The sequence below is a fragment of the Pseudomonas sp. Os17 genome, from assembly GCF_001547895.1.
In the GTDB taxonomy this organism is placed as follows: domain Bacteria; phylum Pseudomonadota; class Gammaproteobacteria; order Pseudomonadales; family Pseudomonadaceae; genus Aquipseudomonas.
The window spans coordinates 4,161,213-4,186,372 of the sequence record NZ_AP014627.1 but is presented as its reverse complement, the minus strand read 5'-3'; the positions used below and the strand labels follow the sequence as shown (position 1 = coordinate 4,186,372).

The 25,160-nt window shown below is 63.4% G+C and carries 20 protein-coding genes and 1 tRNA gene; 12 read left to right on the top strand and 9 right to left on the bottom strand.

Translation table 11 applies throughout. The annotated features are described in order from the left end of the window. Positions 1 to 2: 2 nt before the first annotated feature. The 7 genes from POS17_RS18405 to POS17_RS18375 form a co-directional block, all read right to left on the bottom strand. Complete coding sequence (locus POS17_RS18405) at positions 3 to 1,421, bottom strand: sigma-54 interaction domain-containing protein (protein WP_060839900.1); 1,419 nt, start codon at positions 1,419 to 1,421, stop codon at positions 3 to 5. 614 nt (positions 1,422 to 2,035) lie between these two features. Then, positions 2,036 to 3,610 carry an ABC transporter ATP-binding protein gene (locus tag POS17_RS18400; RefSeq protein ID WP_060839899.1) on the bottom strand — a complete coding sequence of 525 codons (1,575 nt, stop codon included), beginning with the start codon at positions 3,608 to 3,610 and terminating at the stop codon, positions 2,036 to 2,038. A 14-nt stretch (positions 3,611 to 3,624) separates the two neighbouring features. After that, entirely contained in the window at positions 3,625 to 4,647 is a 1,023-nt protein-coding gene (locus POS17_RS18395; RefSeq protein ID WP_060839898.1) for an ABC transporter permease, read from the bottom strand. Then, positions 4,647 to 5,708: a microcin C ABC transporter permease YejB gene (locus POS17_RS18390; RefSeq protein WP_060839897.1), complete on the bottom strand. Its 1,062-nt coding sequence runs from the start codon at positions 5,706 to 5,708 to the stop codon at positions 4,647 to 4,649. The genes POS17_RS18395 and POS17_RS18390 overlap by 1 nt, the downstream gene beginning before the upstream one ends. Continuing rightward, positions 5,708 to 7,570, bottom strand: coding sequence for an extracellular solute-binding protein (locus tag POS17_RS18385; RefSeq protein ID WP_060839896.1), 1,863 nt, complete (start codon positions 7,568 to 7,570; stop codon positions 5,708 to 5,710). Before POS17_RS18385 ends, POS17_RS18390 begins: the two co-directional genes overlap by 1 nt. Positions 7,571 to 7,701: 131 nt before the next feature. Beyond that, positions 7,702 to 7,983, bottom strand: a complete 282-nt coding sequence (locus tag POS17_RS18380) for a peptidylprolyl isomerase (RefSeq protein WP_007924449.1) — start codon at positions 7,981 to 7,983, stop codon at positions 7,702 to 7,704. A gap of 127 nt (positions 7,984 to 8,110) precedes the next feature. After that, positions 8,111 to 9,202: a 3-deoxy-7-phosphoheptulonate synthase gene (locus POS17_RS18375; RefSeq protein ID WP_060839895.1), complete on the bottom strand. Its 1,092-nt coding sequence runs from the start codon at positions 9,200 to 9,202 to the stop codon at positions 8,111 to 8,113. 640 nt (positions 9,203 to 9,842) lie between these two features. Between POS17_RS18375 and POS17_RS18370 the strand changes: the two genes are divergently transcribed. From POS17_RS18370 to POS17_RS18315, 12 genes are all read left to right on the top strand, one after another. Then, on the top strand, positions 9,843 to 10,598 hold the full coding sequence (locus POS17_RS18370) for a carbon-nitrogen hydrolase family protein (RefSeq protein WP_060839894.1): 756 nt from the start codon (positions 9,843 to 9,845) through the stop codon (positions 10,596 to 10,598). Further along, the gene (locus tag POS17_RS18365) at positions 10,598 to 11,050 is read left to right on the top strand and encodes a GNAT family N-acetyltransferase (protein ID WP_060839893.1); all 453 of its coding nucleotides are present in this window, start codon (positions 10,598 to 10,600) and stop codon (positions 11,048 to 11,050) included. Before POS17_RS18370 ends, POS17_RS18365 begins: the two co-directional genes overlap by 1 nt. Before the next feature lie 171 nt (positions 11,051 to 11,221). After that, a complete protein-coding gene (gacA, locus tag POS17_RS18360; RefSeq protein ID WP_011061841.1) occupies positions 11,222 to 11,863 on the top strand; it encodes a response regulator transcription factor GacA in 642 nt (213 codons plus the stop codon). Between the two features lies 1 nt (position 11,864). Beyond that, a complete protein-coding gene (gene uvrC / locus POS17_RS18355) occupies positions 11,865 to 13,688 on the top strand; it encodes an excinuclease ABC subunit UvrC (protein WP_060839892.1) in 1,824 nt (607 codons plus the stop codon). Positions 13,689 to 13,720: 32 nt separating this feature from the next. Then, on the top strand, positions 13,721 to 14,281 hold the full coding sequence (gene pgsA, locus POS17_RS18350; protein WP_060839891.1) for a CDP-diacylglycerol--glycerol-3-phosphate 3-phosphatidyltransferase: 561 nt from the start codon (positions 13,721 to 13,723) through the stop codon (positions 14,279 to 14,281). A 65-nt stretch (positions 14,282 to 14,346) separates the two neighbouring features. Continuing rightward, positions 14,347 to 14,422, top strand: a tRNA-Gly gene (locus tag POS17_RS18345). 779 nt (positions 14,423 to 15,201) lie between these two features. Further along, positions 15,202 to 16,848, top strand: a complete 1,647-nt coding sequence (locus tag POS17_RS18340) for a hypothetical protein (RefSeq protein ID WP_060839890.1) — start codon at positions 15,202 to 15,204, stop codon at positions 16,846 to 16,848. A gap of 12 nt (positions 16,849 to 16,860) precedes the next feature. Then, a complete protein-coding gene (locus tag POS17_RS18335; RefSeq protein WP_060839889.1) occupies positions 16,861 to 17,622 on the top strand; it encodes a S1C family serine protease in 762 nt (253 codons plus the stop codon). Positions 17,623 to 18,227: 605 nt separating this feature from the next. Then, entirely contained in the window at positions 18,228 to 18,740 is a 513-nt protein-coding gene (gene fae / locus POS17_RS18330) for a formaldehyde-activating enzyme (RefSeq protein ID WP_060839888.1), read from the top strand. Between the two features lie 10 nt (positions 18,741 to 18,750). Next, entirely contained in the window at positions 18,751 to 19,785 is a 1,035-nt protein-coding gene (locus POS17_RS18325; protein WP_060839887.1) for an aldo/keto reductase, read from the top strand. Beyond that, a complete protein-coding gene (locus POS17_RS18320; protein WP_060839886.1) occupies positions 19,782 to 21,215 on the top strand; it encodes an NAD-dependent succinate-semialdehyde dehydrogenase in 1,434 nt (477 codons plus the stop codon). Before POS17_RS18325 ends, POS17_RS18320 begins: the two co-directional genes overlap by 4 nt. A 130-nt stretch (positions 21,216 to 21,345) precedes the next feature. Beyond that, a complete protein-coding gene (locus POS17_RS18315) occupies positions 21,346 to 22,707 on the top strand; it encodes an MFS transporter (protein WP_060839885.1) in 1,362 nt (453 codons plus the stop codon). A 111-nt stretch (positions 22,708 to 22,818) separates the two neighbouring features. Here POS17_RS18315 and POS17_RS18310 read toward each other — a convergent pair whose 3' ends face one another. After that, the gene (locus POS17_RS18310; RefSeq protein ID WP_060839884.1) at positions 22,819 to 23,694 is read right to left on the bottom strand and encodes a LysR substrate-binding domain-containing protein; all 876 of its coding nucleotides are present in this window, start codon (positions 23,692 to 23,694) and stop codon (positions 22,819 to 22,821) included. Positions 23,695 to 23,962: 268 nt separating this feature from the next. Continuing rightward, a complete protein-coding gene (locus tag POS17_RS18305) occupies positions 23,963 to 25,135 on the bottom strand; it encodes a hypothetical protein (protein WP_060839883.1) in 1,173 nt (390 codons plus the stop codon). Positions 25,136 to 25,160: the final 25 nt, after the last annotated feature.

The following is a 25,160-nucleotide window of genomic DNA, read 5'->3' as shown; positions in this document are numbered from 1 at the left end:
CTTTATGGAGACTCGGCAATCCCCAAGGCCGCCATCTTCTTGTACAGCGTCGAGCGACCCAGCCCCAGGCGTCGCGCCGCTTCGTCCACCTTGCCGGCGCATTGCGCCAGGGTGGCGCTGATCAGTTGCCGGTCGAACCGTTCCCGGGCCGCGGCGAAGGTTTCCTGGCTCGGCGACTCGGCGGGCAGCGAGGCCGCATCGCGTTGCGCCGGGCTGAAGCTGCCGATTGCCGCGCGAATGTCCGCGGCAGTGAGTATCAGGTCGTCGCTGAGCAGCGCCGCCCGTTCCAGCACGTTGCGCAGCTCGCGGATGTTCCCCGGCCAGGCATGTTGCGCTAGCAGGGCCAGGGCTTCGCGATCCAGTTCATGCTGGCTGCGCAGTTCTTCGAGAATCCCTTCGCTCAGGGCCGGCAGGTCGTCCAGGCGTTCGCGCAGGGCCGGCACCTGGATCGGCAGCACGTTGAGCCGGTAGTACAGGTCGGCGCGGAACTCGCCGCGCTTGATCGCCGCTTCCAGGTCGGTGGAGGTGGCGGCGATCACCCGCACATCGCTGTGGATCACTTCGTTGGAGCCCACCGGCTCGAACTCCTTCTCTTGCAGCACCCGCAGCAACTTGCTTTGCAGGGGCAGGGGCATGTCGCCGATTTCATCGAGGAACAGGGTGCCGCCCTGGGCGATCTGCAACTTGCCGGCGCGGCCCTTGCGGTCGGCGCCGGTGAAGGCGCCGGGGGCGGTGCCGAAGAACTCCGCCTCCAGCAGCGCCTCGGGAATCGCCGCGCTGTTGATGCTGACAAAGGGCTTGTGGGCCCGGGGCGACGCGGCATGGATGGCCTGGGCCAGCAGCTCCTTGCCGGTGCCGGTTTCGCCTTGCAGCAGCACCGGGGATTCGGCACTGGCGCTGCGTCGGGCCCGGCGTTTGACTTCCAGGCTGGCGGCGCTGGTGCCGATGAAATGGGCGAAGTTGTACTTGGTCTGTCGGGCCCGCAACAGAGAGCGGGTGGAGGCCAGTTCTTCCTGCATGCTCAGGTAGCGTTTGAGCATCGGCGACAGGCTGCGCAGTTCGTCGAACAGGGCAAAGCCGATGGCGCCGATCACCGTGCCGGCGGCGTCGTGGATCGGCAGGCGCATCACCACCAGCGGTTCTTTGGGGGTGTCCTGCATGTCCAGCAGGATCGGGCGTCCGGTGCGTACCACTTCCCGCAGCAGGCTGCCGGGGATCACGCTTTCGCAGGGCTTGCCGATGGCGAAGGCCGCCGATTCCAGGCCGAAGCGCCGGGCGTAGCGCTCGTTCATCCAGACGATATTGGCGTCGCGATCGACGATCACCGTGCCTTCGCTGGACTGCTCGATGATCTCGAACAGCGAGCGGATCGCCAGTTGGCGCACACGCTGGTAATCCTTGAGGCTTTCGCTGTCGTTCATGGCGGCATCCTGAAAATGGGCGCGGCGATTATGCCGCAGTCTGCCCCGGTTGTTGTGCTGTAGCCGCTGCCGAGCCTGCGAGGCTGCGTAAAGGGCCGCAGGACCTTCGGCGGCCTTGAGGGCAGCGTCTGCTGCGCAGCCGTTCGCAGCCTGCGGCAGCGGCTACAAAGAACCGCGCGCCTTCTGTCGCCGCTGCCGAGCCTGCGAGGCTGCGCAAAGGGCCGCAGGACCTTCGGCGGCCTTGAGGGCAGCGTCTGCTGCGCGGCCGTTCGCAGCCTGCGGCAGCGGCTACAAAGAACCGCGCGCCTTCTGTAGCCGCTGCCGAGCCTGCGAGGCTGCGCAAAGGGCCGCAGGACCTTCGGCGGCCTTGAGGGCAGCGTCTGCTGCGCAGCCGTTCGCAGCCTGCGGCAGCGGCTACAAAGAACCGCGCGCCTTCTGTCGCCGCTGTCGAGCCTGCGAGGCTGCGTAAAGGGCCGCAGGACCTTCGGCGGTCTCTAGGGCAGCGTCTGCTGCGCAGCCGTTCGCAGCCTGCGGCAGCGGCTACAAAGAACGGTGTGCCTTCTGTAGCCGCTGCCGAGCCTGCGAGGCTGCGAAAAAGGGTCGTCGGCGGCGGGTCAGCCGGGGTGGGCGGCGGCCAGCAGCTCCTGGGTGTAGGGGTGCTGCGGGTTGTCGAACACGTCGTGGCTGGCGCCGCGCTCCACCACCTGGCCGTCCTTGATCACGATCATGTCGTGGGCCAGGGCCCGTATCACCGCCAGGTCATGGCTGATGAACAGGTAGGTCAAGCCGTACTTTTCCTGCAGTTGGCGCAGCAGGGCCACCACTTGTTTCTGCACGGTGCGGTCCAGGGCCGAAGTCGGTTCGTCCAGCAGGATCAGCGCCGGCTTGAGCACCAGGGCCCGGGCAATGGCGATGCGCTGGCGCTGGCCGCCGGAGAACTCGTGGGGGTAGCGGTGGCGGCTGTCGGGATCGAGGCCGACTTCCTCCAGGGCGCGGATCACCTGTTCATCGCACTGGCGGGCGTCGTACTGGCTGTGCACTTCCAGGCCTTCGCTGATGATCTGCGCCACCGACATGCGCGGGCTGAGGCTGCCGAAGGGGTCCTGGAACACCACCTGCATCTGTTTGCGCCAGGGCCGCAGTTGTTTCTGGTCGAGGCCGTCCAGGGCCTGGCCCTGGAAGCGGATGCTGCCCCGGGAATCCAGCAGGCGCAGGATCGCCTGGCCCAGGGTCGACTTGCCCGAGCCGGACTCGCCGACGATGCCCAGGGTCTTGCCTTGCTCGACGCTGAGGCTGATGTCGTCCACTGCCCGCAGGTATTGCTTGCGCCGGAACAGACCGCCGGCTATCTGGAAATCGACGCTGAGATTGTTCACCTCCAGCACGGTTTCCCGGCTGTCGCGACACAGTGGCCGGCCTTCGGGCTCGGCGTGCAGCAGCTCGCAACTGTAGGGGTGTTGCGGGGCGCGGAACAGGGTGTCGCAGTCGGCCTGTTCGACGATTTCCCCGGCCTTCATCACGCACACCCGTTGGGCGATGCGCCGCACCAGGTTGAGGTCGTGGCTGATCAGCAGCAGGGACATGCCCAGGCGCTGCTGCAGGGATTTGAGCAGCAGCAGGATCTTGCGCTGCACGGTCACGTCCAGGGCCGTGGTGGGTTCGTCGGCGATCAGCAGCTCCGGCTCGCAGGCCAGGGCCATGGCGATCATCACCCGTTGGCGCTGGCCGCCGGAAAGCTGGTGCGGGTAGGCCTTGAGCCGTTCACGGGGTTTCTGGATGCCCACCAGTTCCAGCAGTTCGAGAATCCGCGCCTGGGCCTGTTTGCCGCCCAGGCCGCGATGCAGCAGCAGGGTTTCGCCGATCTGCTTCTCCACGCTGTGCAGCGGATTGAGGGAGGTCATGGGCTCCTGGAAGATCATGGCGATGCGGTTGCCCCGCAGCTTTTGCAGGGTCGCCGGGTCGCTGCCCATCAGCTCCTGGCCGCGGTAGCGCACGCTACCGGAGCTGCTGCAGCCGGTCTGCGGCAGCAGTTGCAGGATCGAGTGGGCGGTCACCGACTTGCCCGAACCGGACTCGCCCACCAGGGCCAGGCACTCGCCGGGGCGGATGTCCAGGCTCAGGTCGCGGACCACGGTCTGTGCGCCGAAGCTGACCTTGAGCTGGCGGATTTCGATGAGGTTGTCAGTCATTGCTACCGTCCGCTTCAAGATCGTGGATCAAAGGCATCGCGCAACGCTTCGCCGATAAACACCAGCAGCGAAAGGATCAGCGCCAGGGTGAAAAACGCCGTCAGCCCCAGCCATGGCGCCTGCAGGTTCTGCTTGCCCTGGCCGATCAACTCGCCCAGGGAAGCGCTGCCGGCGGGCATGCCGAAGCCGAGGAAGTCCAGGGCGGTGAGGGTTGAGATGGCGCCGGTGAGGATGAACGGCAGGTAGCTCAGGGTGGCGTTCATCGCGTTGGGCAGGATGTGCCGCAGGATCACCTTGCGGTCGCTCAGGCCCAGGGCTCGGGCGGCCTTGACGTACTCCAGGTTGCGCCCGCGCAGGAACTCGGCGCGCACCACGTCCACCAGGGCCAGCCAGGAGAACAGCGCCATGATCCCCAGCAACCACCAGAAGTTCGGCTCGACGAACCCCGAGAGGATGATCAGCAGGTAGAGCACCGGCAGCCCGGACCAGACTTCCAGCAGGCGCTGGCCCAAGAGGTCGACCCAGCCACCGTAATAGCCTTGCAGGGCGCCGGCGGCGATGCCGATCAGGGCGCTGATGGCGGTCAGGGCCAGGGCGAACAGGATCGACACCCGGGCGCCGTAGATCACCCGCGCGGCCACGTCCCGGGCCTGGTCGTCGGTGCCCAGCCAGTTGACCTTGCTCGGCGGGCTGGGGGCGGGCTGGGTCAAGTCGTAGTTGGGTGTGTCTTCGCTGAAGGGGATCGGCGGGAACAGCAGCCAGCCACCGTCCTTGCGGATCAGCTGCTGCACGTAGTCGCTGCGGTAGTCGGCCTGGAACGGCAGCTGGCCGCCGAATTCCTGCTCGGTGTAGCGCTTGAACACCGGGAAGTACAACGAGCCCTGGTAGCTGACCACCAGCGGCTTGTCGTTGGCGATCAGCTCGCCGCCCAGGGTCAGGATGAACAGGCCGATGAACAGCCACAGCGACCACCAGCCACGGCGGTTTTGCTTGAACCGGTCCAGGCGCCGGCGGGCCACGGGAGAAAGCTTGAGCATCAGGCGTTCCTCGCGGCGAAGTCGATGCGCGGGTCGACCAGGGTGTAGCACAGGTCGCCGATCAGTTTTATCAGGAGGCCGAACAGGGTGAAGATGAACAGCGAGCCGAACACCACCGGGTAGTCCCGGGACACCGCGGCCTCGTAGCTCATGCGGCCCAGGCCGTCGAGGGAAAAGATCACTTCGATCAGCAGGGAGCCGGCGAAGAACACGCTGATGAAGGCCTGGGGGATCCCCGACACCACCAGCAGCATGGCGTTGCGGAACACATGCCCATACAGCACCCGGCGTTCGCTCAGGCCCTTGGCCCGGGCGGTGACCACGTACTGACGGGTGATCTCGTTGAGAAAGGAGTTCTTGGTGAGGATGGTCAGGGTGGCGAAGCCGCCGATCACCAGGGAGCTGACTGGCAGCACCAGGTGCCAGAAGTAGTCGGCGACCTTGCCCAGGGTGCTCAGTTGCTCGAAGTTGTCCGAGACCAGGCCGCGCACCGGGAACCAGTTCAGCGAGGTGCCGCCGGCGAACAGCACGATCAGGAACATGGCGAACAGGAAGGCCGGCATGGCGTAGCCGATGATGATCGCGGTGCTGCTCCAGATGTCGAAGTGGCTGCCGTGGTGCACCGCCTTGCGAATGCCCAGGGGGATCGACACCAGGTAGGTGATCAGGGTGGCCCAGAGGCCGAGGGAGATGGTCACCGGCATTTTTTCCAGGATCAGGTCGGTGACCGTGGCGCCACGGAAGAAGCTCTTGCCGAAGTCCAGCCGGGCGTAGCTTTTCAGCATCAGCCACAGGCGCTCGTGGGCCGGCTTGTCGAAGCCGTACTGCTTCTCGATGTCCTGGATCAGTTTGGGGTCCAGGCCGCGGCTGGCTCGGGAGCCGCTGCTGCTCATGGCATCGGCGGAGCCGCCGACCGCGCCGCCGCCGATCCCTTGCAGGCGGGCGATGGCCTGTTCCACCGGGCCGCCGGGGGCGGCCTGGACGATGACGAAGTTCACCAGAAGGATGATCAGCAGGGTCGGAATGATCAGCAGCAGGCGCCGCAGGATGTAGGCCGGCATCAGTGGCGCCCTCCGGGTTGGCCACGGCGGATCAGCTCGGCGGCCATCTGTTCATTGGTCAGCGCGGTGCTGCTGACTTCCCACCAGCTTTCGATGGCTTCGTCGTTGCTCGCCGGCACCTTGGGCATGCCGAAGCGGTTCCACCACACCGTGGAGGTGCCGGGCGGGTAGTAGTTGGCGATCCAGTAGTAGTTCCACTGCAGCACCCGGTCCAGGGCGTGGGCGTAGCGCAGCATCTCCGGCTGGCTGGTGGCTTTCACCAGGCCGTTGAGCAGGCTGTCCACCGCCGGGTTCTTGAGCACCATGTAGTTGTTGGAGCCCGGATCGTTGGCCGCGGCCGAGCCGAAGTAGTTGTGCAGCTCCATGCCCGGTGAGGTGGTCACCGGGTAGCCGGTGACGATCATGTCGTAGTCCCTGGCCATCAGGCGGTTGACGTATTGCGAGGGGTCGATGCGGCGGATGTTCAGGCTGATGCCGATCTGTGCCAGGTTGCGCTTGTAGGGCAGCAGCAGGCGTTCGATGGAGCCCTGGGTGATGAGGAAGGTGAAGCTCAGGGGTTCGCCGTCGGCATTCACCAGTTTGTCGCCCTCGGCTTTCCAGCCGGCCTGTTCCAGCAGGGCCAGGGCCTGCAGTTGCTTGTCGCGGATCACGCCGCTGCCGTCGGTTTTCGGTGCTTCGAAGACCTGGGTGAAGACTTCGTCGGGGATCTGCCCGCGCAGCGGTTCGAGGATCTTCAGCTCTTCGGCGTCCGGCAGGCTGCGGGCCGCCAGCGGGGTGTTGGAGAAGAAGCTCTGCTGGCGGATGTAGAGGTTGCGCATCATCTGCCGGTTGCTCCATTCGAAATCCCAGAGCATGGCCAGGGCCTGGCGCACCCGGCGGTCCTGGAACACCGGCCGGTCGAGGTTGAACACGTAGCCCTGGGCCGGTTGCGGCGCCGATCGGGCCAGGTGGGCCTTTTGCAGGCGGCCGTCGTTCAGGGCCGGGCTGTCGTAGCCGATGGAATAGCCGGTGGCGGAGAATTCGCGGTTGTAGTCGTAGGCGCCGCCGCGCAGCACTTGGCGGGCGACGTCGATATCGCCGAAGTACTCGACGCTGAAATGATCGAAGTTGTACAGGCCGCGGCTGACCGGCAGGTCCTTGCCCCACCAGTCGGGGTTGCGGGCAAAGGTGATGCTGTTGCCCGAATCCACCTTGGCCACCCGATAGGGGCCGCTGCCCAGGGGCGCTTCATAGCCACCGCCAGCGGCGAAGTCGCGACTCTTCCACCAGTGTTCGGGGAACACCGGCAGGGTCGCGATATCCAGGGGCAGGGTGCGGTTTTCGTTGCTCTTGAAGTCGAAACGCACCACCCGCGGCGATTCCACGGTGACGCCTTTGACGTCCTCGAACTGGGTGCGGTAGCGCATGCTGCCCTGGGTCATCAGCAGGTCGTAGCTGTAGCGCACGTCTTCGGCGGTGATCGGCGTGTTATCGGCGAAGCGGGCCTTGGGGTTGAGGTAGAAGCGCAGCCACAGGCCGTCTTCGGCGCGCTCCATCTTCTGTGCCACCAGGCCGTAGACGGTGTAGGGCTCGTCCAGGGAGCGCAGGGCCAGGGGCGAATAAACCAGGCCGTCGAGCTGGGAGACGCCGATGCCCTTGTCTATATAAGGCAGCACATGGTCGAAACGGCCGATCTCGATGGCCGAGCGGCGCAGGGTTCCGCCCTTGGGGGCCTGGGGGTTGACGTAGTCGAAGTGGCTGAAGCCCTGGGGATACTTGGCCGGTTCGCCGTAGACGGTCATGGCGTGTTGCGGTGCCGCCTGGGCACCCGCGGCGCCCAGTAGCAGGACGGTGAAAAGCACAGTGGAGGAAAGCAGTCGCATTGTCAGCCTTAGGAGCCGGGTGATCGATGACCACGATTTGTACGCTAGCGGCCTGTGACTGGCCAGCCGCTTTTACAAGCGCAACGGCCCACCAGGAGGCGGGCCGTTGAGCAGGCACAAGCGCGAGGGGATCAGTCCTGGCGGCTGGTGACTTCCAGCAGGTGGTAGCCGAACTGGGTCTTCACCGGGCCTTGCACGACGTTGACCGGGGCGCTGAACACCACGGTGTCGAATTCCTTGACCATCTGGCCCGGGCCGAAGGAGCCCAGGTTGCCGCCGTCGCGGCTGGACGGGCAGGTGGAGTTCTTTTTCGCGACTTCGGCGAAGTCGGCGCCGGCTTCGATCTCGGCTTTGAGTTCGTTGCACTTGGCTTCGCTGGCAACCAGGATGTGACGGGCAGTGGCTTTGGCCATGGATGTTGCTCCTTTCAAGAAAGTTGAGAGCCTACCGGATTCAGGTGGCTATTTCTTGTCAAAGTTCCTGCAAAGCGTTGCCGCCCGGCGCTTGCGCGGGCGGCGGGCGGGGTTGGGGCGCTGGCGGTCAGGCGGGGACGGCGGCGACCTTGCCTGCTTGTTGCAGTTGTTCTGCGCCGCGGCGCAGCAATTGCTCGGTGGCGGCCCAGCCCAGGCAGCCGTCGGTCACCGACACGCCGTAGCGCAGTTGGCCGCTTAAGGGTTGGCAGCCTTCGAACAGGTGGCTTTCCAGCATCACTGCGACCAGCGAGCGATCGCCCTGCAGGCGTTGCTCCAGGACCTCGTTGAACACCGCCGGCTGGCGCAACGGGTCCTTGCCGCTGTTGGCGTGGCTGCAATCGACCATGATCCGCGCCGGGATCTTCAGCTTGTGCAGGTCGCGCTGGACCTGGGCCACGCTCTGGCGGTCGTAGTTCGGCCCGCGATGGCCGCCGCGCAGCACCAGGTGGGTGTCGGGGTTGCCCGGGGTCTGGATGATCGCCGGGTGGCCCTGGCTGTCGATGCCGAAGTGACGGTGCGGGTGCGCCGCCGAACGCATGGCGTCACAGGCGATGGCGACGCCGCCGTCGGTGCCGTTCTTGAAGCCCACGGGCATTTCCAGGCCGCTGGCCATTTCCCGGTGGATCTGCGATTCGGTGGTGCGCGCGCCAATGGCCACCCAGCTCAGCAGATCGTCGAAGTAGCCGGCGGCCATGGGTTGCAGCAGTTCGGTGGCGATCGGCAGGCCCAGGCGCAGCATCTCGCGCATCAGGTCCCGGGACAGGCTCAGGCCGCCGGCCATGTCGTCGCTGCCATCCAGGTGCGGGTCGTAGGCCAGGCCTTTCCAGCCGACGGTGGTGCGGGGCTTTTCCACGTAGGCGCGCATCACCAGGAGCATCTGGTCGCTCAACTCTTCGGCCAGGCGGGCCAGGTTGGCGGCGTATTCCAGGGCCGATTGCGGGTCGTGGATGGAGCAGGGGCCGACGACGACCAGCAGGCGTGGGTCGCGACCTTCGAGAATGGCGCGCACCGCCAGGCGGTGGTTGGCAACTTGCTGGCTCAGGGCCAGGGACAGCGGCAGTTGCTGCTTGAGCTCCAGGGAGCTGGGCAGGCGCCGGGTCAGGGGTTCATTGGCGCTGACGTGGGCGGACAGGGGCAGAGCGGATACGGACGAGTTCATGTGCGGTCTTCCTGGGCGGGCGGCGGGTGATGTCCCGCGCGCGGCCCTACTGGGGTGTTCGACAATTGGCCGTACTGGCCATCAGTGTGCAATTGCCACCGGTAGGTGACCGATCGGAGGCGGCAGGCTGTCCCGAGCGGAGGCTGCTAAATCGCCAGGCGGAAAACATGTCGTAGCGGTAATAGGTGGCGTAGTTCATGGGGCAATCCTCAGTAAGTTCGGTGTGTTGCAGAAAAGTCGTGGTTGAAAACGTGGTGCCGGAAAAAACAAAACCCCCGGTCGGGAGGCCGACCGGGGGTTGAGATTTCTCTGGTAGGCGACCCGTCAAAGTGGGCGCCGGTTGGGTATCAGGCGCGCCAGTGGCTAAACCAATACCCAAAATAAAAGTTGACCGGAGCCAGGTTGCCATTGACCCGGGCAGCCGCAACCGAACGCAGTGCGCTGGCGGTGTGGCGGTGCAGGGAAGGGGTCTGGGACAGCATGGGGTTTCTCCGTGAAGTGGGGCGAGCTTACTAGAGGCCAGGGCCGCGATTCAATCAGTAATTTCTATGGACGCTGTTGTCTCGGGCGATGGATTAAGCGCCGCCAGGATTTATGCCACACTCGCCGCTCCCCCTCATTGCCCCGCCAAGGAATCTCCATGACCGTGCTGACCCTCGCTGCCGCCCAATCGGTATCCATTGCTGGCGACTGGCAGGGGAATCTGGCCCGGCATCAGCATCTGATGCGGCTGGCGGCGCAACAGGGGGTGCAGGTCCTGGTGTTTCCCGAACTGTCCCTGACCGGTTATGAGCCGCCACTGGCCGCGCAACTGGCGCTGGCACCGGATTCCCCACGTTTGCAGCCGCTGCGGGACCTGGCCCGGGAACTGCAACTGACGGCGGTGGTGGGCTTGCCGATTCGCATGGCGGAGGACGGGCCGGTGCTGATCGGGGCGCTGGTGCTGGCAGCCGACGGCTCGCTGGCGGTGTACAGCAAGCAGCATCTGCATGCCGGAGAGGAGCGCTTCTTTGCTCCGGGCACGGGCGGGGCGCCGCTGCAACTGGCAGAGGCGAGGTTGGCCCTGGCGGTGTGCGCGGATTTTTGTCATGCCAGTCACGTACAGGCTGCAGTGGCTGCTGGTGCCGACATCTATGCTGCTGGAGTGCTGATCAGCGAGGGCGGTTATGCCGCCGACAGCGCCTTGTTGCAAGGTTATGCCCGGGACTACGGCATTGTGCTGTTGATGGCCAATCATGGCGGTCCCAGCGGTGGCTGGGCCTGTGCCGGGCGTAGCGCGATCTGGGGCCGTGACGGCCAGTTGCTGGGCGCCGTGGAGGGGGGTGGCGAAGCGCTGTTGATTGCTCGCTGCGTGGCCGGGCAATGGCAGGCCCGGGTTGTGCCGGTGGCCGGCTGATGAATGCACTGCAATTGCGCCCGGCGTCAGCGGCCGACCTGGCTTTCGCCCGGGACCTGACCCGCTCGACCATGCTCGGCTATTACATTCGCAATGACCTGCTATGGCTCGATGAGGCGTTCGATGTGGCCTGGGCCGGTCGCGAGAATCTGCTGATCTGCCAGGCAGACGAGGTGCTGGGCTATGTCAGCCTGAGTCGGGACCTGCGGGCCCTGTATATTCGTGAATTGCATGTGCTGCAGGCGTGGCGCGGGCGCGGTGCCGGCGCCTGGGTCCTGGCGCGGCTCTTGGAGCGAGCGCGCCAGGAGCACCTTGGCCTGTTGCGCCTGACCGTGTTCAAGGACAACCCGGCGCAGCGTCTGTATGAACGGATGGGGTTGCAGGTGGTGGGGGAGGAGGAGTGTTTCTGGCGCATGGAGCGTCCTACTGTCGCAGGCCCCGGACCCGGGTAGCGGGCCCCGGGCTGCCGGGGCCTGAAGGTGCGACGCGGCCTGCGGTCTGGCAGGCGGCGTGGCTTTATCGCTCGCCGATGAATTTTATATAGCGCTTGTGATTAGGTTTGTACGTCGCTTTTTTGCTAAGGTGTCCGGCAACCTTTAAAGACCAAATCGCGAGGTGTCTGCTTGATTAGGGTGCTAGTAGTCGATGACCATGATCTCGTTCGTACGGGCATTACACGAATGTTGGCTGACATCGATGGCCTGCAAGTAGTCGGGCAGGCGGAGTCAGGGGAAGAATCCCTGCTCAAGGCGCGGGAGCTGAAGCCCGACGTCGTCCTGATGGACGTCAAGATGCCCGGGATCGGAGGTCTTGAAGCCACGCGCAAGCTGCTGCGCAGCCATCCGGACATCAAGGTCGTGGCGGTGACTGTCTGCGAGGAGGATCCGTTTCCGACTCGCCTGCTGCAAGCCGGCGCGGCGGGCTACCTCACCAAGGGCGCAGGCCTCAACGAAATGGTCCAGGCGATTCGCCTGGTATTTGCCGGCCAGCGTTACATCAGCCCGCAGATTGCCCAGCAATTGGTCTTCAAATCGTTTCAGCCTTCCAGCGACTCGCCGTTCGACGCGTTGTCCGAGCGTGAGATTCAGATCGCGCTGATGATTGTCGGCTGCCAGAAAGTGCAGATCATCTCCGACAAGCTGTGTCTGTCGCCGAAAACCGTGAACACCTATCGCTATCGTATTTTCGAGAAGCTCTCGATCAGCAGCGATGTCGAGCTGACGCTGCTGGCGGTTCGTCATGGCATGGTCGATGCCAGCCTCTGAAATGACCGACCTGTTTGATCCCAGCGCTTTTCTTTCTACCTGCAGTGGCCGTCCTGGCGTGTATCGCATGTTCGACAGCGATGCACGCTTGCTGTACGTCGGTAAAGCCAAGAACCTGAAAAACCGCCTGTCCAGCTACTTCCGCAAGACCGGCCAGGCACCGAAGACCGCCGCCCTGGTGGCGCGTATCGCCCAGATCGAAACCACCATCACCGCCAACGAGACCGAAGCGCTGCTGCTGGAGCAGACGCTGATCAAGGAATGGCGGCCGCCGTACAACATTCTGCTGCGCGACGATAAATCCTATCCCTATGTGTTCCTTTCGGACGGCGATTTTCCGCGATTCAGCATCCATCGTGGGGCGAAGAAGCAGAAGGGCAAGTACTTCGGCCCTTACCCCAGCGCCGGAGCCATCCGCGAAAGCCTGAGCCTGTTGCAGAAGACCTTCATGGTTCGCCAGTGCGAGGACAGCTACTACAAGAACCGTACCCGACCCTGCCTGCAGTATCAGATCAAGCGCTGCAAGGGGCCTTGTGTCGGCCTTGTGGCGCCTGAAGTGTATGCCGAGGACGTGCGCCACTCGGTGATGTTCCTGGAAGGACGCAGCAACGCCCTGACCGATGAACTCTCCAGCGCCATGGAAGCGGCCGCCGGCACCCTGGATTTTGAAAAGGCCGCCGAGCTGCGGGACCAGATCTCCCTGCTGCGCCGGGTCCAGGACCAGCAGAGCATGGAAGGCGGCACCGGCGATGTGGATGTGGTGGCCGCGTTCGTCAACCCGGGCGGCGCCTGCGTGCACCTGATCAGCGTGCGTGGCGGGCGGGTGCTGGGCAGCAAGAACTTCTTTCCCCAGGTGGGCATCGAGGAAGACGTGGCGGAAGTCATGTCGGCCTTCCTCGGCCAGTATTTTGTCAGCAGCCCGGAGCGCGACCTGCCTTCCGAGCTGATCGTCAACGTGGTGCACGACGACTTCCCGACCCTGATCGCCGCGATCGATGAATTGCGCGGGCGCGAGCTGACCATCAGTCACCGGGTCCGCGGCACCCGGGCGCGCTGGCAGCAACTGGCGGTGACCAACGCCGAACAGGCCCTGAGCGCGCGCCTGGCCAACCGTCAGCATGTCGCGGCGCGATTCGAAGCCCTGGCCGAAGTGCTGAACCTGGACGAGCCACCGCAGCGCCTGGAGTGCTACGACATCAGCCACTCCAGCGGCGAGGCCACTGTCGCGTCCTGCGTGGTGTTCGGCCCGGAAGGGCCGCTGAAATCCGATTACCGGCGCTACAACATCGAAGGCGTCACCGCCGGCGACGACTATGCAGCCATGCACCAAGCCCTGACCCGACGCTTCAGCAAGCTCAAGGAAGGCGAGGGCAAGCTGCCGGACATCCTCCTGGTGGATGGCGGCAAGGGGCAGTTGTCCATGGCCCGTGACGTGCTCAACGAGCTGGCGGTGCCGGACCTGATTCTCCTTGGCGTCGCCAAGGGCGCCACGCGCAAGGCCGGTTTTGAAACCTTGTACCTCAACGATGCGGCCCACGAGTTCACCCTCAAGGGCGATTCCCCGGCCCTGCATCTGATCCAGCAAATCCGCGATGAGGCCCACCGCTTCGCGATCACCGGTCACCGTGCCCGACGCGGCAAGACCCGGCGCACCTCGACCCTGGAAGGGGTGGCGGGCGTCGGACCCAAGCGTCGACGGGATCTCCTTAAACATTTTGGTGGATTGCAGGAACTGTCCCGTGCCAGCATCGACGAGATTGCCAAAGCACCGGGAATCAGTAAAAAGCTCGCAGAGTTGATTTATGCAAACCTGCACAGCGAGTAGAATGCCCAATCACCTCGTAGCCAGTTGTGCCGATGAATATCCCGAATCTGATCACCGTTCTACGCGTCCTGCTCATCCCGATTTTCATATTGCTGTTCTATTTGCCCTATAGCTGGAGCTACATGGCAGCCAGTTCAGTGTTTGCCTTCGCGGCCGCCACGGACTGGCTGGACGGGTACCTGGCGCGACGCCTGCAGCAGAGCACGCCATTTGGCGCGTTCCTCGACCCTGTGGCCGACAAGCTGATGGTGGCGGTGGCTCTGGTCCTGCTGGTGCAAGAGCACGGCAACCTGTGGCTGACCCTGCCGGCCGCCGTGATCATCGGTCGTGAAATCGTGGTTTCGGCCTTGCGCGAATGGATGGCCGAACTGGGCGCTCGGGCTCAGGTGGCGGTATCCAACATGGGCAAATGGAAAACCGCAGCGCAGATGCTGGCGTTGGTGATTCTCCTGGCCAACCCATCGGATTTCAGTTTCTGGGTGCTGGTGGGTTACGCCTTGCTGCTGGTGGCGGCGGGGCTGACCTTGTGGTCGATGTTGCAGTATCTGCGGGCCGCCTGGCCCCACCTGAAAATCGACAACGAAAAAAAATAAGTTTTTTTGAATCAAAGGCTTGACGCGCATTCGGATTTCTATAGAATGCGCAACACCAAGACGTTGCGGGAATAGCTCAGTTGGTAGAGCACGACCTTGCCAAGGTCGGGGTCGCGAGTTCGAGTCTCGTTTCCCGCTCCAAACATAGCGCTGCAGAGTTCCACGAATTCTGTAGCGATCGCAAAAAGGACCTTCGGGTCCTTTTTGCGTTTCTGCGGGTTCCACTCGAATCCAGCACCCTCCAGCGCTTTCAAGTCCTGAATTGAGTCCGAATGAGCCTCTTGAATTCGAACGCGTATTGAATCGGTTTGTTGCTGGAGCCGCTTGTATAGCTAGACGAGCATTTGGCCCTGAGTCTGATCAGGCACTCGCCATGGCACTCTCGAATACCACCGCTGGGCAAGCCCTAATTACCGGCAATGATGACTCCCTCGGCGTCATCGATATCCTGTCCGAAGGCGTGGACCTTCAAGGCGCATCAGCCTCGCCACACCATGCCGAGCGCAATCTTCACCGACCTCACGCTAGCCAGTGACCCGCTTGAGTTCCGCTCGCAGACGACGCCGCTCAGCGTGTTGATCATCGTCCTGCTGCAATTCTTCTTGAGGAGTGCTGTAGCGCTTTATCCAGGCTGCGCCGCCCCCCCAAAAAAAGGTGTCTACCTAACCTGGGGCGATACAACTCATGTGGCTCCCGTGAAAGGGCTACCGGATGAGCGGGCGCTGTGGGCAGAAGACGTTTATAGGGGCTGCAGTACCCTGAGTGATCGCGGCTGCGGGCAGACGGTCAAACACCGTTCGGCATCTCGTGGGCATTTTTAGCGAACGCACCTTGAGAAAAAACGGACCACTGCTAGCGTACTGACAGTACTCGATGCCAGCAGTAAATGGCACCTACGCTATCTCCAGTGGAAGGTTCATATGCGCGCCAGGTTTTACTGCGGGTTTTTATTGCTATCGACCCTGATTCCCTCCATTGCCGCCCAGGCTCAAATCACCGGTTCGCTTGACTTGCCGATAGGCAGTGGCGTCGGCCAGGTCGGTGTCGAGCGCATTCCCAATGAAGAGTGCAGGGGGCCGACCACGATCGCTTCTGGTCCCGATGGCCAGTTGGCCATTCTGGATAGTGTCAACCATAAGATCCTGGTTGTCGGTGAAAAAGCCGCCACAGAAATCCGATTGCCCTCCGACCTGCTTGAGCCAGTCGATCTGGTCTCGACAACATCAGGCTATCTGGTGGCCGGGGCGCTGGGCGACGTAGTGCTGGTTTCAAAGGCGGCCAAGGTCATTGCGCGTACGTCCACCGGCTACGACCCCGAGTCGGGCGCACCCCGTTTCGTGGTGCTCTCGGATAGCAGGTTCACGCTTGAGAACCTCACCGGCAAACAAGTGCCCGTCGATATCGACAGCAAACGGTTGGGCAAGCTTACGGACCCTGGCCTGCTGGCTGCGGCGTCCTTTAATTTCAAACTGGAGAAGCCCACGCTCGCCGTGGGGAGCAACACCCAATCCAGTACCGGGTTGAAGCAGACGAGCATTGCTTCGCAGAGACGCCTGGTCGATGTGCGCATGCTCTGGGCGAACGCGATGGATGGCGCCCTGATTGCAACGCAAGAGACCGTGAAAGCGCCAGAAGAACAGAGTTTTGTGCGCCTGATCAACACCGATGCCCAAGGCACGCCCACCACCGAGGCGTACGTGGCGCCCAACGCCTATGCGTGCAATATCCGTCGCCCGTTCGCGCGATTGACCAACGGTGTGGTCGTCAGCCTGTTATTCGCCAAGGATGGACTGGTCACAGTTGAACCCATGGTGTTTTCCAAAGTCGGCACTGCCGAGCCGGTGGCCATCGCCCGGTCCTCCGATGTTCAACTTATTGCCTCGCAGACAGACACGCTCAAGCAACTGGAGCAGTTGAACGGAACCAGCGCTGTCGGACTGGTGGCTCTGCAGCAAGTCAGTCGCCAGAGCATTTTGAAAAAAGCGCTTGAGGCACTGGAGCTCAAGTGGATGATGCATGCCAGGAACTACAGCCGCGATGGGGTTCCCAACCTGTGTAACCCCACGGCCAATATCTGGCACCGGCCAAGCCGGCTGGATGCGTTCCTGGAGAAAGAAGTCACCGCAATTCCCTACCGGTGGGGCGGTTATGCCAGTTCACTCGAGACTTTTCGCAAACACCTCGATGACGGCAAGCTGGCGGGTTCGGATTGCACATGTCGCAATGCCGATTGCGTTTATTCCGGTGCAACGGGCCTTGATTGTTCGGGCTTCGTTTCCTACGCCTGGCAAACAGGGACCTACTACACCACAAGCAGCCTGCCGAATGCCAAAGTCAGTGCCGCGGTGCGTTGGGACGCGGTGCAACCCGGCGACATCGTGAACAAGGCCGGATCTCATGTTCGACTGCTCGAAAGCACCGCGAACGGTCCCAACGGACGCTTCCATACCGTCATCGAGTCAACCACCAAAACGTCCTGCGGCGGTGTTTGTCGCCGCTCGTACACCGAAGCTGAACTGATGCGGGATGGCTACAAGCCCCTGTCTCGGCTGAACCTCAATCCCTGAAGGACGTGACGCATGACCGGCATGAATCAACTCGCGATCACGTTGCTGTTGACGGCCATGCCTCTGGGCATGGCGCACGCCATGGACGTCAGCTGTCTGTTTCATCGCAACAAGGAAGCCATGACGCGCATCGATTACACCTGCATTCTGACCAATGGCGATGGCAAGTGTGAAAGCAGTGGTTCGGGTTTCATCGTGTCCGAATCGGGACTGGTCATCACCAACAATCACGTAATCAGCCCGGTGGGAAATGTAACGGTCGAATCCGAAAAGATCCAAGTCAAGGTCGGCAGCCGCGGGGCTGGCAACGTCCCGGCCACCGTGGTTGCGCGTGACAAGATCAGGGATATTGCCTTGCTGCAACTGGCGCCGCGTGACAACGGCGAGGGCTGGCAGACTGTTGCGATCGGTACGGCGGTGCCGACGCCGGTCGCGGCGCCATTGATGGCCCTGGGGTACGGCGGGTGGGAGCTGTCGCTAATACCTCCCGGTATGAAAACGGCGGAATTGGCCGAGGTCGATGGCGGATACAAGCCGTGGTGGCAAACCAACCTGGCCTTGAATGAAGGGAACAGTGGCGGCCCTGTATTTGGCAGCAATGGCACGGTCATCGGGATCTCTGTCGCCTATAAAAGATCCAGCCAGTTGGTCTCCTACGTCATCCCGATCTACTACGCCAAGCCGTTTCTTGATCAGGCAGGTGCCCGATCCGTCACGTACGGTAGTTGCGTTTCCGGCCAACCGGAAAAAGACCCGCAGTATCAAGCCTTATAAGGCCAATGACGCAGTCGGAAAAACACGGCGAGTAGCCATCGAAGAAATCCAGCAGCCCGTAATTTTGCAGCTCGTATCTTTCGAAGCTTGAAATACGCTATCCACAATCCGAATTCACTGACTTGGAATCCGACCAACGCATGAACAGCGTTTGGTTCTGGAGTAGTTGGCTGAGAGTAAAGCTGAAGGCCGAGACACAGAAGCAAAGGTGAACAGCAGCATTCAATCGCAAATCCCAGGTTGGGTACTTGTCTGCATTCATAACCGTCCGCTGTTTGTTCACACAGTTGACGGTAGCTCGATGGATTCGGCTCCCGCCAACGCCTGCGTCACAGAGCACAGGCTATGACAAAAGCTCATGGCCGCATGACTTTTAATGGTTACGGGCTCTAGCAAGCCCGGTGCTAAAACAACGCAAACACAGCTCATCCATAACAACAAAGAGCGTTTGCGCCATGACTCAGTCCGTTACCGTCCATTTGCAGAACCCACTCTGGGTTCATGTTCACTCGCGCTCTTTGAAACCAACCAATGAAAGGTAGTGGGACCAGGCACCGCCGATCCCGCGTCATTTCTTCCCTTGTGTCCTCAAAGAGTAAATCCCCATGCAACCACTCGACCTCTATATCGGCGAAGGCTTCGCAGGCCCGGGCGTGAATGCCGCTCACATCAACATTCTTCTCGGGCCGCGTAACGGTCCCGCCGGACAGGCCTTCGCCAACAGCCTGGCTTCGCCGAGCCAGGGCCATTGCCCGTTCATGGTGATTGCCCAGCCCAACATCCCGGTCAAGCCCATGACCCTGTACGTGAACAAGGCGGCGATCGCCAGCGAACTGCACGGCAACGCGACCTGGGGGGCATCCCAGGCAGGTATTGCCAAGGCGGTACTCGAAGCGCTGCTGGACGGCACCTTGCCGGCCGAAGCCGAAGATCAATGGGCGATCGTCACCGCCAACTGGGTCAATCCGGACTGCGATGATCTGGATGCGGTCTACCTCAACAACTACAACGCCTGCCGCACGGCGATTCGCGCGGCCCTGAACGGCAAGCCCGAGCGCGCCCAGTTGGCGGATGTGGTGAACCAGATCAGCAACCCGTTCTACACCCCCAAGGCCTGAGGAGCGCAGCATGCAATACATTCGTCTGGGCCACTCCGGCCTGCAAGTCTCGCGCCTGTGTTTGGGCACCATGAACATGGGCACCCCGGACTGGAAGCCGTGGATCTTCGATGAGAAGCAGAGTGAGCCCATCGTCGCCCACGCCCTGGACCACGGCGTGAATTTCATCGACCTGGCGGATTTCTATTCCGCAGGCGTCGGCGAAGAGGTGGTGGGGCGCATCGTCAAGCGCTTGGCACGCCGCGAAGACCTGGTGATCACCACCAAGGTCGGCTACGGCACCCGCAGCGGGATCAATGCCAGCGGCCATTCGCGCAAGCACATCCTCGACAGCATCGATGCCTCGCTCAAGCGCTTGGGCATGGATTACGTCGATGTGTTCATGCTGCATTACTTCGATGTGAACACCCCGGTGGAAGAAACCATGCAGGCGCTGAACGACATCGTCCGCGCCGGCAAGGCTCGCTATATCGGCGTCTCCACCATGCTCACCGGGCAGCTGGCGAAGCTGCTCATGGCCTGTGAGCGCCACGGCTGGGTCAAGCCGATCAACATGCAGCTGCAGCTCAACTGCGCCTACCGCGAGGAAGAGCGCGAGATGATTCCGTTCTGCCGTGACCAGGGCCTGGGCGTCTCGGTGTTCAGCCCGCTGGCCCGGGGCCTGCTCACTGGCGACGTGCAGTCGACCCGCAACCAGACCGACTTCTTCACCCAGCAGATGTACAGCGACGAGGCCTCGTTGCAGATCGCCCGCTCGGTGCAACGCGTGGCCCGTGCCCGCGGCCTGTCCAATGCCCAGGTGGCCCAGGCCTGGGTGCTCAACCATGCCGGGGTCGATTGCATGCTGGTGGGGGCCGATACCACGGCGCAGTTCGACAGCGCCCTGGCAGCGCTGGATACCGCGCTGGATGCCGAGGAGCTGCACGAGCTGGAGCGCAACTACACCCCCTGCGATGTGATCAACGACTACACCGCCGGCAAACGTATTCTGCGCACGGCCCGTCCGGGGCTGGAGCGCTTTTCCCTGACCGAGGCCATGGCATGAGCGCGTTGATTCGTACCGGTCATTTCATCGATGGCCAATGGTCCAGCGGCGGCGTCAGCTACCCGGTGTACAACCCGGCCAATGGCGAACGGATTGCCCAGGTGCAAAAGGCTGGCGCCGAAGAAACTCGCCTGGCCATTGCCGCCGCCCAGCGCGCCTTGCCCGCCTGGCGCGCACTCACCGCCAAGGAGCGCAGCCAGCGACTCAAGCGCTGGAGCGAGCTGATGCTGGCCCAGCAGCGCGAACTGGCCACCTTGCTCAGCCGCGAACAGGGCAAGCCCCTAGCCGAAGCCATGGGCGAAGTGGTCTATGCCGCAAGCTTCCTCGAATGGTTCGGCGAGGAGGCCAAGCGCGCCTACGGCGACGTGATCCCCAGCCACAAGGCCGACGCGCGGATCATCGTGACCAAGGAGCCGATTGGCGTAGTCGCGGCGATCACTCCGTGGAACTTCCCCCTGGCCATGGTCACGCGCAAGGTCGGCCCGGCCCTGGCTGCCGGCTGCACGATGATCCTCAAGCCTTCGGAAGAAACCCCGCTATCGGCCTTCGCCCTCGGGGTGCTGGCAGAGCAGGCAGGGATCCCGGCCGGGGTACTGAACATCGTGTCCGGCGATGCCCCGGCCATTGGCCAGGCGCTGCAGGCTTCGAGTGCGGTGCGCAAGCTGTCGTTCACCGGCTCGACCCGCACCGGCAAGCTGCTGATGCGTCAGTCCGCCGACACCCTGAAGAAAGTCTCGCTGGAACTGGGGGGTAACGCGCCGTTCATCGTCTTTGACGACGCCGACCTGGATGCCGCGGTCAAGGGCGCCATGGCCTCGAAGTTCCGCAACACCGGGCAGACCTGCGTCTGCGTCAACCGTTTCTTCATCCAGGACGGCGTGTATGAGGCCTTCACCGCCAAGCTGGCCGAGGCGGTTGCCGCGCTGCGGGTCGGCAGCGCCCTGGAGGGCGATACCGAGCAGGGGCCGCTGATCAATGCGGCGGCCCTGGCCAAGGTCGAGGCGCATGTCGGCGATGCGCTGGAGAAGGGCGCCCGGCTGCTCTGCGGCGGTCGTCGCCATGCCCTGGGCGGCACCTTCTTCGAGCCGACCATCCTCACCGAGGTCAGCGGCGAGATGCTGATCGCCCAGGAAGAAACCTTCGGCCCGGTGGCGGCGTGCTTCCGTTTCCAGGACGAGGCCGAAGTGCTGCAGCGGGCCAACGACACGCCATTCGGTCTGTCGGCCTATTTCTACAGTCGCGACATCGGTCGGGTCTGGCGCATGGCCGAGGGCCTGGAAGCGGGCATGGTGGGCATCAACGAAGGCATCATTTCCACTGAAGTGGCGCCCTTTGGCGGGATCAAGGAATCGGGCCTTGGTCGCGAAGGCTCCCGCTACGGTCTGGACGACTACCTGGAGATCAAATACCTGCTGATGGGCGGCCTCTAGCCCTCGGCCCTCGCGTTGTAGGAGCCGGCCGGGCGGCGTTGTGCTTGTCAGCGCAATGGCGCACCGGCTCCTACGGGCGGATGCCCGCACCGATTCATCTCTGATTCAACAACAATAAATGGAGACGAACATGAGCACTGCAACCCTCAAGATCGATGACCTGCCCATTGGCCGGTTCCATCTGAAAATCGCCGGCCTGACCTTCGGCGCGCACTTCACCGACGGCTACATCCTCGGCCTGATCGGTATCGCTTTCACCCTGCTCAGCCCGCAGATGCAACTGGACGCGTTCTGGCAGGGCCTGATCGGTGCTTCGGCACTGATGGGGCTGTTCATCGGCAGCCTGTTCTTCGGCTGGATCTCCGATCACCTGGGGCGGCAGAAGATCTTCCTGGTCAGTTTCGTGCTGATCACCCTGGCCTCGGTGCTGCAGTTCTATGCCGAGACTGCCATGGGCCTGTTTCTCTGCCGGGTGCTGATCGGCATCGGCCTGGGGGGCGATTTCAGCGTCGGCCACGCGATGCTCGCCGAATTCGCCCCGAAGAAGCACCGTGGCGTGCTGCTGGGCTCGTTCAGCGTGATCTGGACCTTCGGCTACGTCGCCGCAACCTTTGTCGGCACCGCGATGCTCAGCCTCGGCGACGATGCCTGGCGCTGGATGCTGGCCTCCTCGGCGATTCCCGCCGGGCTGATCCTGCTGGCGCGCATCGGCACCCCGGAGTCGCCGCGCTGGCTGGTCAACCGCGGGCGTCTTGCCGAAGCCCGGGCCATCGTGCACAAGCACCTGGGGGCCAACGTGGTCCTGGACGAACAGCCCTCCGGCGAGACCCGCTCCGGCTATGGCGTGCTGTTCAGCCGCGAGTACCGCAAGCGCACCGCGTTCAACTGCCTGTTCTTCGTCTGCATTGTCATGCCGTACTTCGCCATCTACACCTTCCTGCCGTCGATCTTGCAGAAGATGGGCCTGGCCGAGGGCTTCGGCACCGAACTGATGCTCAACCTGCTGCTGATCCTCGGCGCGCTGATCGGCATCTGGTGCACGGTGAAGTTTTCCCGCCGCGGGTTCCTGATCAACTCCTTCATCATCCTCGCGGTGGCGCTGTTGCTGCTGGCGGTGCTGCCGGGTAGCGCAGCCTGGTTGATGGTGCTGCAGTTCGGGTTGTTTACCCTGGTGCTGTCGGCGGTGAGCAACCTGGTGGGGGTGTTTCCGGCAGAGAGTTTTCCAACGGAGGTGCGCGCCAGCGGCATTGGCCTGGCCACCGCGGTGAGCCGCCTGGGGTCGGCGATCAGCACCTTCCTGCTACCGGTGAGCGTGGCTGGGATCGGCCTCAGCCCGACCATGGGCATCCTTGCCGGGATTCTGGCCCTGGGGGCGCTGATTTCCTGGGCCTGGGCACCAGAGACCAAGTCCTTGACGCTGAGCCAGGCGTGCAGCGTCAGCGCCGCTGACTCGACCGGCAGCGAACTGCCCAAGGTTGCCTCGCCGATCTGATATCGCGTTCGCAACGCTGATGCAGGAGCCCGCTGGCCGGCGAAGCGGCCCTGCGTCTTGCATGGCTTGCTGCCGCCTTCGCTGGCGAGCCAGCTCCTACGAGAAGCCGACTCAGGGATTGCTCACCAGGCTCAGCCACTGGGTGAACAGTTGCACTTTGGAAAGCCCCTGTTTGTCGTTCGCCACGTCCAGCCAATAGCCATAAGGGCCGATCACCTCTACCGGGGTGATCGGCAGCAGGCGTCCGTCCGCCAGCTCCCGTTCGATCATCTGCCGGTCGATCACCGCCAGCCCACCGCCGGCCAGCGCGGTGTGGATCACCTGGTCCAGGGTGCTGAACTCCAATCCCGTCCGGGCGTCGATGTCGTCGCGGCCCATGCTTGCCAACCAGTTTTCCCAGACCGGCAAACGCTTGTCCCCATGGAGTATGTGCAGTAGGGGAAAGCGCCGAAGGTCCGGTGCCTGGCCATTGCTGAACAGCTCCGGGCTGGCCACGGCAATGTGTCGTTCCATCACCAGCAATTGGCTCTGGCAATGGGGAGCGGCCTGCAGGCCGAAGCGGATCTCGCAGTCGACTTCGGCCGGGCTGTCGTGGCTGTTGTGCTGGGTCACGCTGAGGCTGATGTCCGGGTAGCGCTGGCAGAAGTCCCGCAGTTGCGCGGACAGCCAGCGGGTGGCCCAGGTCGGTGGGGCGACGATGCGCAGGCGCTGGCGCAGGTTGGGCACGCGCAAGGCTTGCAGGGCACGCTCCATATGATCGAAGGCCTGCCCCAGGTTAGGCGCCAGCGCTGCGCCGGCCTCGGTCAGCGCGAGCCCTTGCGGGGAGCGGCTGAACAGCGCCACGCCGAGGTAGTCTTCCAATTGCTTGATCTGTCGGCTGACCGCGCCCTGGGTGACGTTGAGGGCGTGGGCGGCCTGGCTGAAACTGCGATGGCGGGCGACTTCCTCGAAGACCCGGAGCATGTTCAGGGAGGGCAGTTGGCGCATGGCGGGCAGACTCCGCACCTGGCGCCAGGCTGTAGCGATCCGCGCCTGGCGGGCTGAGCGCTGGAAGTGGCGGGGCAGGTTTATTGTTGTTGTAGGGCACTTCATCTAGGGCGCCCATCTTAGCCTGTAGGTGCCCTTTGCGGAGGTTGGCTTGCCCGCCAAGAGGTCCGTGAGATCGCTTTCGCCGGCAAGCCGGCTCCTACAGAGAGATACATATTCTCCTGCCAACTGTAGGAGCTGGCTTGCCAGCGAAAGGGCCGGCAAGAATTCAGAAGTAGTAGCCGATATTCACATACACCTGGTTTTCCCACTGGTTGCTGCCTCCGGCCCCCAGGCTCTGGGCATAACTGCTACCGCCTATGTACGGATCGTTCTTGCCGAACAGCCATTCGGTGGCTATCCACAGTTTGCTCAGCGAGAACGAGCTGCCGAGGATCATCCGCTGGGATGTCTTGTAGTCGCTGGCCGATTTGTCGAAGGCGCTGTAGTTGGCGTACAGCTTGACCCCGCTGATCTGATCGAACAGGTACTTGCCGTCGACGTCGTAACTCAGGTCGGCGACATACAGGTTGCCGCGGCTGGCGACGTTGAAGGTGCCGTCGTAGCCGCCCAGAGTGACCAACTCATCGGTGCCCGGATTGCGTGGCGACATCTGCTGGCGCGCTGCCTGCAATTGCACGCCCCACGGGCCGTTCTTACCCAGGTAGTGGACGGCCAAGGCATTGCGTCTGCCGTCGTTGTGGGTGTCGTTGTTCTTCAGGGTCGAGGTCAGGCCCGAGACTCCGACTTCCGATGCCCAGTCACCCAATTGCACGGCCCGCGCCACCCGCAGCACCAGGGTGTTGCGTTCGCGGTTGTCGCTGCCGTCGGCCACGTAGCTGTCGGCCGAAGACACCACGCTGGAATAGGTGCGGCCGTTGCTGGTGCCCTTGCCCTGCCAGGCGGGACGCAGGTAGTAGCCGGCCTGGAGGTTCCAGTCCCCGCTCTGCTGGATGTACTTGGCACCGATCTGCTCGATGTCCTCCAGCCCCACCACGTTGCCCAGGGTTTCAAAAAAGGTGCTGCCAAAATACGGCTGCAGGCCGAAGGGAATCTGGTTCAGGCCGACCTGTACCTGCTGCTCGGGGTTGAACCGGTAGCCGATCCAGGCGCTCTCGGCAAAGGCGATGTCGCCCACCTTGTCGGTGTAGCGGTAGGGGTAGGCGCGCCCGTAAAAGCGGTACTTGGCGGCGCCGATCCAGGTGTCGGAGCTGTACTTGGCACTGAGAATCGCGGTGTCGAAGTTGAAGGTCTGGATATCCCGGTCCGGGTCGTAGTCCCAGCGCGCACGAACCGCGCCGCCCAGGTCCAGGTGGTCGGTGACTTGCACGGCCAGAGCGGGGGTGGCGAGGCTGCCCAGTAGGGCAATGTTGCACAGAAAGCCGGAGCGTTTGGAAAGCATGGGGTTTTCTCCCGGATTGTTATTG

Bases quoted from the DNA above. Each gene is read 5' to 3' on its own strand.
- pgsA (WP_060839891.1), top strand. From the start codon at position 13,721: ATGAATATCCCGAATCTGATCACCGTTCTACGCGTCCTGCTCATCCCG.
- POS17_RS18375 (WP_060839895.1), bottom strand. From the start codon at position 9,202: ATGAACTCGTCCGTATCCGCTCTGCCCCTGTCCGCCCACGTCAGCGCC.
- POS17_RS18325 (WP_060839887.1), top strand. From the start codon at position 18,751: ATGCAATACATTCGTCTGGGCCACTCCGGCCTGCAAGTCTCGCGCCTG.
- POS17_RS18365 (WP_060839893.1), top strand. From the start codon at position 10,598: ATGAATGCACTGCAATTGCGCCCGGCGTCAGCGGCCGACCTGGCTTTC.
- POS17_RS18400 (WP_060839899.1), bottom strand. From the start codon at position 3,610: ATGACTGACAACCTCATCGAAATCCGCCAGCTCAAGGTCAGCTTCGGC.
- POS17_RS18370 (WP_060839894.1), top strand. From the start codon at position 9,843: ATGACCGTGCTGACCCTCGCTGCCGCCCAATCGGTATCCATTGCTGGC.
- POS17_RS18310 (WP_060839884.1), bottom strand. From the start codon at position 23,694: ATGCGCCAACTGCCCTCCCTGAACATGCTCCGGGTCTTCGAGGAAGTC.
- POS17_RS18405 (WP_060839900.1), bottom strand. From the start codon at position 1,421: ATGAACGACAGCGAAAGCCTCAAGGATTACCAGCGTGTGCGCCAACTG.
- fae (WP_060839888.1), top strand. From the start codon at position 18,228: ATGCAACCACTCGACCTCTATATCGGCGAAGGCTTCGCAGGCCCGGGC.
- POS17_RS18380 (WP_007924449.1), bottom strand. From the start codon at position 7,983: ATGGCCAAAGCCACTGCCCGTCACATCCTGGTTGCCAGCGAAGCCAAG.
- uvrC (WP_060839892.1), top strand. From the start codon at position 11,865: ATGACCGACCTGTTTGATCCCAGCGCTTTTCTTTCTACCTGCAGTGGC.
- POS17_RS18390 (WP_060839897.1), bottom strand. From the start codon at position 5,708: ATGCCGGCCTACATCCTGCGGCGCCTGCTGCTGATCATTCCGACCCTG.
- POS17_RS18315 (WP_060839885.1), top strand. From the start codon at position 21,346: ATGAGCACTGCAACCCTCAAGATCGATGACCTGCCCATTGGCCGGTTC.
- POS17_RS18340 (WP_060839890.1), top strand. From the start codon at position 15,202: ATGCGCGCCAGGTTTTACTGCGGGTTTTTATTGCTATCGACCCTGATT.
- POS17_RS18335 (WP_060839889.1), top strand. From the start codon at position 16,861: ATGACCGGCATGAATCAACTCGCGATCACGTTGCTGTTGACGGCCATG.
- POS17_RS18305 (WP_060839883.1), bottom strand. From the start codon at position 25,135: ATGCTTTCCAAACGCTCCGGCTTTCTGTGCAACATTGCCCTACTGGGC.
- POS17_RS18395 (WP_060839898.1), bottom strand. From the start codon at position 4,647: ATGCTCAAGCTTTCTCCCGTGGCCCGCCGGCGCCTGGACCGGTTCAAG.
- POS17_RS18320 (WP_060839886.1), top strand. From the start codon at position 19,782: ATGAGCGCGTTGATTCGTACCGGTCATTTCATCGATGGCCAATGGTCC.
- POS17_RS18385 (WP_060839896.1), bottom strand. From the start codon at position 7,570: ATGCGACTGCTTTCCTCCACTGTGCTTTTCACCGTCCTGCTACTGGGC.